The sequence below is a fragment of the Candidatus Angelobacter sp. genome (genome assembly GCA_035607015.1).
In the GTDB taxonomy this organism is placed as follows: domain Bacteria; phylum Verrucomicrobiota; class Verrucomicrobiia; order Limisphaerales; family AV2; genus AV2.
Genome location: DATNDF010000339.1, coordinates 1 through 5,362 on the forward strand (window position 1 = coordinate 1; position 5,362 = coordinate 5,362).

3 protein-coding genes are annotated in these 5,362 nt (G+C 59.6%); all 3 read left to right on the forward strand.

From position 1 onward, the window contains the following. Positions 1–810: LD-carboxypeptidase (locus VN887_13595; GenBank protein ID HXT41039.1), on the forward strand; the 810-nt coding region annotated here is incomplete at its 5' end. Positions 811–906: 96 nt separating this feature from the next. After that, positions 907–4,815, forward strand: a complete 3,909-nt coding sequence (locus tag VN887_13600; protein HXT41040.1) for a ThuA domain-containing protein — start codon at positions 907–909, stop codon at positions 4,813–4,815. 172 nt (positions 4,816–4,987) lie between these two features. After that, positions 4,988–5,362: hypothetical protein (locus VN887_13605; GenBank protein HXT41041.1), on the forward strand; the 375-nt coding region annotated here is incomplete at its 3' end.

The following is a 5,362-nucleotide window of genomic DNA, read 5'->3' on the forward strand; positions in this document are numbered from 1 at the left end:
AAGCTGGGTGAGCACGTCGCCGCGCAACACGGCTTCTTTGCCGGAACGGACGCGCAGCGGTTGAGCGACCTGAACGCGATGCTGAATGATCCGCAGATCAAAGCAATCTTCGCCATCCGCGGCGGCTACGGTTCGCCGCGTCTGCTGCCCTTCGTCGATTATCGCGCCGTCCGGCGTCGGCCAAAGATTATTGTCGGCTTTAGCGACGTCACGGCGTTACAACTGGCCCTGCTCCGGCGGACGGGTCTGATCACATTTTCCGGCCCGCTTCCGGGAGTTGAATTCTGGCAAAAGCCCGACCCTTACACCGAGGAACATTTCTGGCGACTGCTCACTTCGACTCGCCGCGTTGGGCCGCTGCCGAATCCGCGCAACGAACCCTCGCATTCGCGGATTCCCGGTCGTGCCGAAGGTCGGCTGCTGGGCGGCAACCTGTCATTGCTCGTATCGAACCTCGGCACGCGTTTTAGCCCCGACTACCGTGGCACAATCCTCGTCCTGGAAGACGTCGGCGAACACTTTCATCGGATCGACCGGATGTTTACTCAATTACGCAACGCTGGAATTCTGGATCAGATCAACGGGCTTGTGCTTGGTCACTTCACGAACTGCAAGGCGAGCGACTCCGCAAAGCCGCACCTGAAGCTGAACGAAATAATCGAGGAGGTGTTGTCATGGTTGAACGTCCCGGTGGTCGAGGGATTTCAATACGGCCATGTCGCCCGGAAGCTTACCGTGCCCTTTGGACTCCGCGCGCGCCTGGACGCAGGTCGCGGGACCTTGACGGTGACGGAATCTGCAGTCGTGTGACCTGACCGACGACACCGCGACGCCCCGCGTCGAACGCTTGAGCTTGTTTCCTTTTGCAAAGTCGTCACACTTGCCACATCACCTATGCGCCGCACCATGTTTTCCCCGTTTTCAACAGGATTCGTTTTACTGTTTTGCTTCTGCTCGATCGCCGGCAGCGCCGCCCACCCGCCCAAGAAGATTGTCCTTATCGCCGGGCCGATCACCGGCCACCCGAAAGAGGCGCACGAATACGAGAAAAACGTCATCCTTCTGAAGCAACTGCTCGACACCTCACCCGATCTGCAAGGCAAGGTGCGTGTCGAGACGCATTTTCACGGCTGGCCCGCCAATCCTTCGACACTCGACGATGCCGATACCATTTTCCTTACCTCGGACGGCACGGATCGGGAGGAAAAGAACCACCCGCTCTATGTCGGAGATCATTTTCGGGTCATCGAGCGACAGATGAAACGCGGCTGCGGGCTTGTATTCTTTCATTGGAGCACGTTTGCTCCGATGCGCGTCCACGATCAGATCACCGAGTGGGTGGGCGGTCATTTCGATTACGAAACCGGCAGCGCGCCGAACCACTGGTACTCCGCCATTCAAACGTGGCGGGCTGAGTCGAAGCCGGGCACGCCTGACCATCCCATTCTGCGTGGCGTAAGGCCGTTCACCACCCAGGAAGAGTATTATTACCGCATTCGCTTTCGTGAAAATGACTCGCGGTTGAAGCCGATCATCGTCACGCGCCCACCGAAAGAGACCAATGACTTCACGGTGGGCTGGGCGGTCGAGCGTGCCGGTGGCGGGCGCGGATTCGGTTTCACCGGCGGACATTTTTACGCGAACTGGTGGAACCCGGATTTTCGGAAACTCATCCTCAACGCGATCGCGTGGACGGCGAAACTCGACGTGCCGGAGAACGGCGTGCGCTCGGAGCCGTTCGAGCGTTTCAAGACGCTCGTTCTCACCGGCCACAACCATCCGGCGCACGACTGGCGCGCGACGACCGCCGCGCTCATTCTCGCCCTCGAACAGGACCCTCGAGCCATCGTCCATGTCACGGAGGACATTGAAGACCTCGCGACCGACAAAATCAACGGGTACGACCTGCTCGCATTGAACTATTGCAATTGGGAACGGCCGGGCTTGAGTGAAGGGGCGCGGAAAAACTTCGTTCGTTACCTGCAAAACGGCGGCGGACTGGCCATCATCCATTTTGCCGACGGCGCGTGGCATCCTTCGTTGCCGAACACGAAGCCTGACGACGCCTGGCCGGAGTATTTCACAAAGATTTGCCGGCGCGCCTGGGAACACCGCCCGCCGAACGCCAGCGGGCACGACGCGTACGGGCCGTTTCGCGTCGAGGTCGCCGGTGTGAAGCATGCGATCATCGCCGGTTTGCAGCCGTTTGACACGGTGGACGAACTCTATTTTCACCAGGCAGGAGAGCTGACGATCGAACCGCTCGCGTACGCGATGTCGAAAACCACGAACCAACGCGAGCCAATGGCGTGGGCCTACGACTATGAAAAGGCACGTGTGTTTCAAACCGTGCTTGGTCACAGCGATGAAAGCATACGCCGCGCTGCCGCGCTGATCCGCCGCGGCTGTGTCTGGGCCGCTGGACGCGAAGAACTCACATTCGATCCGCCGTGGCAGTTGACCGAAGGCGCGCTGTTCCGGGAAGGCAGTCCGTGGACGTCGGAAGAATCACAAAAACGCAGCGCAAGCGACACCGCGCAGGCGGCGCGCGCGAGCCCCGGTGTGCCGCCAGTGCGGCTCGCCGCGGCCCGCGGCCCGCTGAGCACGACGCGCCCTGCCGACACCCGACCCGCTGGAACTCCTGCCATCGCCGGGCGCGAGCCCGGTACACAGGATGAGAAGGACTGGATTGATAATCGCTGGAGCCGGACGGACGTCGGACAGTTCCTCGTCTCCACGCTGCAGGTGCCGAACGGCACCGTCACAAAAGCGCTCTCGATTCGCGTCGGCGATCACGACGAGGCGACCGTTTGTTTTGACACCGCCAACCTGAACCTGCGCGCGGGCTGGACCGACGGTTTCCTGAAATTCGACGCCGCGCGATTCGGTTTGCTCCACGCGCCGAGGATCGAGGGCAAGGTGCAGTTCGCCGCACCCGATGGACCGGGCTGGACCGGCGCGACCGGACGATTCAGTGGTTTTTACGTTCACGGCAAGCGGATTGTGCTGGAATACAGGATTGGCGACGCGACGGTGAGGGAATCGCCCAAAGCCGAACCGGTCGCGGGTAGAACTGCATTTATTCGCACTATCGAAGTCGGACCACATGAAACGCCTTTTGAATTCAGATTCGGCCCGGTGAGGAACAACTCATCAATTCACGAAGAAGAAGATGCTCTGGATGGCAGGGGGGGGACTCCAATCCATCGCCTTCGCGCCCTGTCAACCAACGCGACGGAGACCTCGATCATTTACCTCCAGAGTCTGATAGCGAAAGACCTCAAGGCGGTGGGTGACAACAGCGTTTCTGTTTCACTCGATGCAAGCAAGAAGCCGACCCTCCTCTGGTGGGCGGTCTGGAATGGTCCAGCCGATCGCGTTTCCGACGCGGACCATTGGGCCAGGACGCACACCCCTCCCGATGAGTTGACCGATTTGATCAAACCGGCCGATGCTCGCTGGCTCCCCGCGCTCGAAACCACCGGCCACGTCGCGCCCGACTCCGGCCCACTGCCGATTGATACGCTCACAGTCCCCTACGACAATCCCTGGAACGCGCTCATGTTTCTTTCCGGCGTGGACTTCACCAGCGACGGCACAGCCTACGTCTGTTCGATTCACGGCGATGTCTGGAAGGTCACCGGTATTGACGACAAGCTGGGCAGGCTGACCTGGAAACGATTCGCCACGGGACTCTATCAGCCGCTTGGACTCAAGGTCGTCAACGATCGGATCTATGTGCTCGGTCGCGACCAGATCACGCGGTTGCGCGACGAAAATGGCGATGGCGAGGCGGATTTCTACGAAGACTTCTGCAGTCTCATTCAGACGTTCCCAGAATCACATCATTTCGTGACGGGTCTGGAAACCGACGTGCGCGGGAATTTTTATTATGTGGATCCGGTCGGCGTGCACCGCGTATCGCCGGACGGTCGCACGATGGAAACCATTTCGACGGGTTTCCGCAATCCGAACGGCATGGGCGTCAGTCCCGATGGTGGCATCGTCACCGTCGCGCCACAGCAGGGGGAATGGACGCCGTCGTCCGTGATCATCGAGGCGAAACGCGGCGGCTACTACGGCTACGGTGGTCCGAAAGTCACAACGGACCGTCCGCTTGGGTATGATCCGGTGCTCTGCTGGATTCCGCATAGCGTGGACAATTCGAGCGGGAGCCAGGTGTGGATTCCCGACGGTCATTGGGGAAGTCTCGGCGGACACTTTCTGCATTTCTCCTGGGGTCGTTGTATGATGATGCTCGTGCTGCGAGACGTGGTGGACGGCGCGCCCCAAGCCGCGACCGTCTCGTTGCCCGGACGCTTCCTCTCCGGCGCAATGCGTGGTGCGTTCAATCCGCGCGACGGGCATCTTTACGTGGTCGGCAGCATCGGCTGGCAAACCAGCGCGCTCAAGGACGGCAACCTCCAACGCGTTCGTTACACAGGCAAACCGCTCGACGTGCCGGTCGCGTGGCACGCGCAGAGCAACGGCCTGACGCTCACGTTCACCCAACCGCTTGACAAGGAAGCCGCGCAAGACACGGGCAGCTACGATGTCGAGCAATGGAACTATCGTTACGCCGCGCAATACGGTTCGAAAGATTGGTCTGTCGCCAACCCGGACAAAGAAGGTCACGACCAGGTTGCAGTCCGTTCCGCGAAGTTGCTCGCCGATGGTCGCACGGTGTTTTTGGAAATTCCGAATTTGAAACCGGTCATGCAGTTGCAGGTTCAATACAATCTGAACGCCAAGGAAGGCGCGTCTCTGCGCGGCAAAGTTTACGCGACAATCAATCGCCTCGGAAAAAAGCTCTGACCGGGCTCTCTGACAGGTGGGTGCGTGGCTATGGTCAGGCGTTTGGTCGAACTCGAAAAGTGTTAATGGCAAGCCGGGTGCTTTAGGAGGTCCGAGACTACTGGTCGTAAAATGTCGTCGGGTAAAGAGGGGTCAGCTTCGCGCAGTTCTCATCAGTAGTCCCAAAGCAAATATGGCAAAACACACATGTTTCAAGGTCGCGATATTTAGCGCGGTTGCATGGCTCTTTCTCAGCACTGCAATGGCAACGACCGTCATTCCGCCTACTTTTGAGGAAATGGCGGACCGGGCCGATCTGGTTTTTGTCGGAAAGGCGGTCGGCTCTCGCTCAGAATGGCGATCCGTTGGAGCGGATCGAGCCATATTCACACTGGTCGAATTTGAGACGGAGCAAGTCCTGAAAGGGAACGCTGGCAAGACAGTGACACTCCAGTTTCTCGGCGGCACGGTGGGAGCAACCACGCTTGATGTTGGTGAAGTTCCCAGGTTCAACGCCGGGGAACGAGTGTTCCTTTTCGTTGAAGGTAATGGAGTCCAGTTCTGCCCG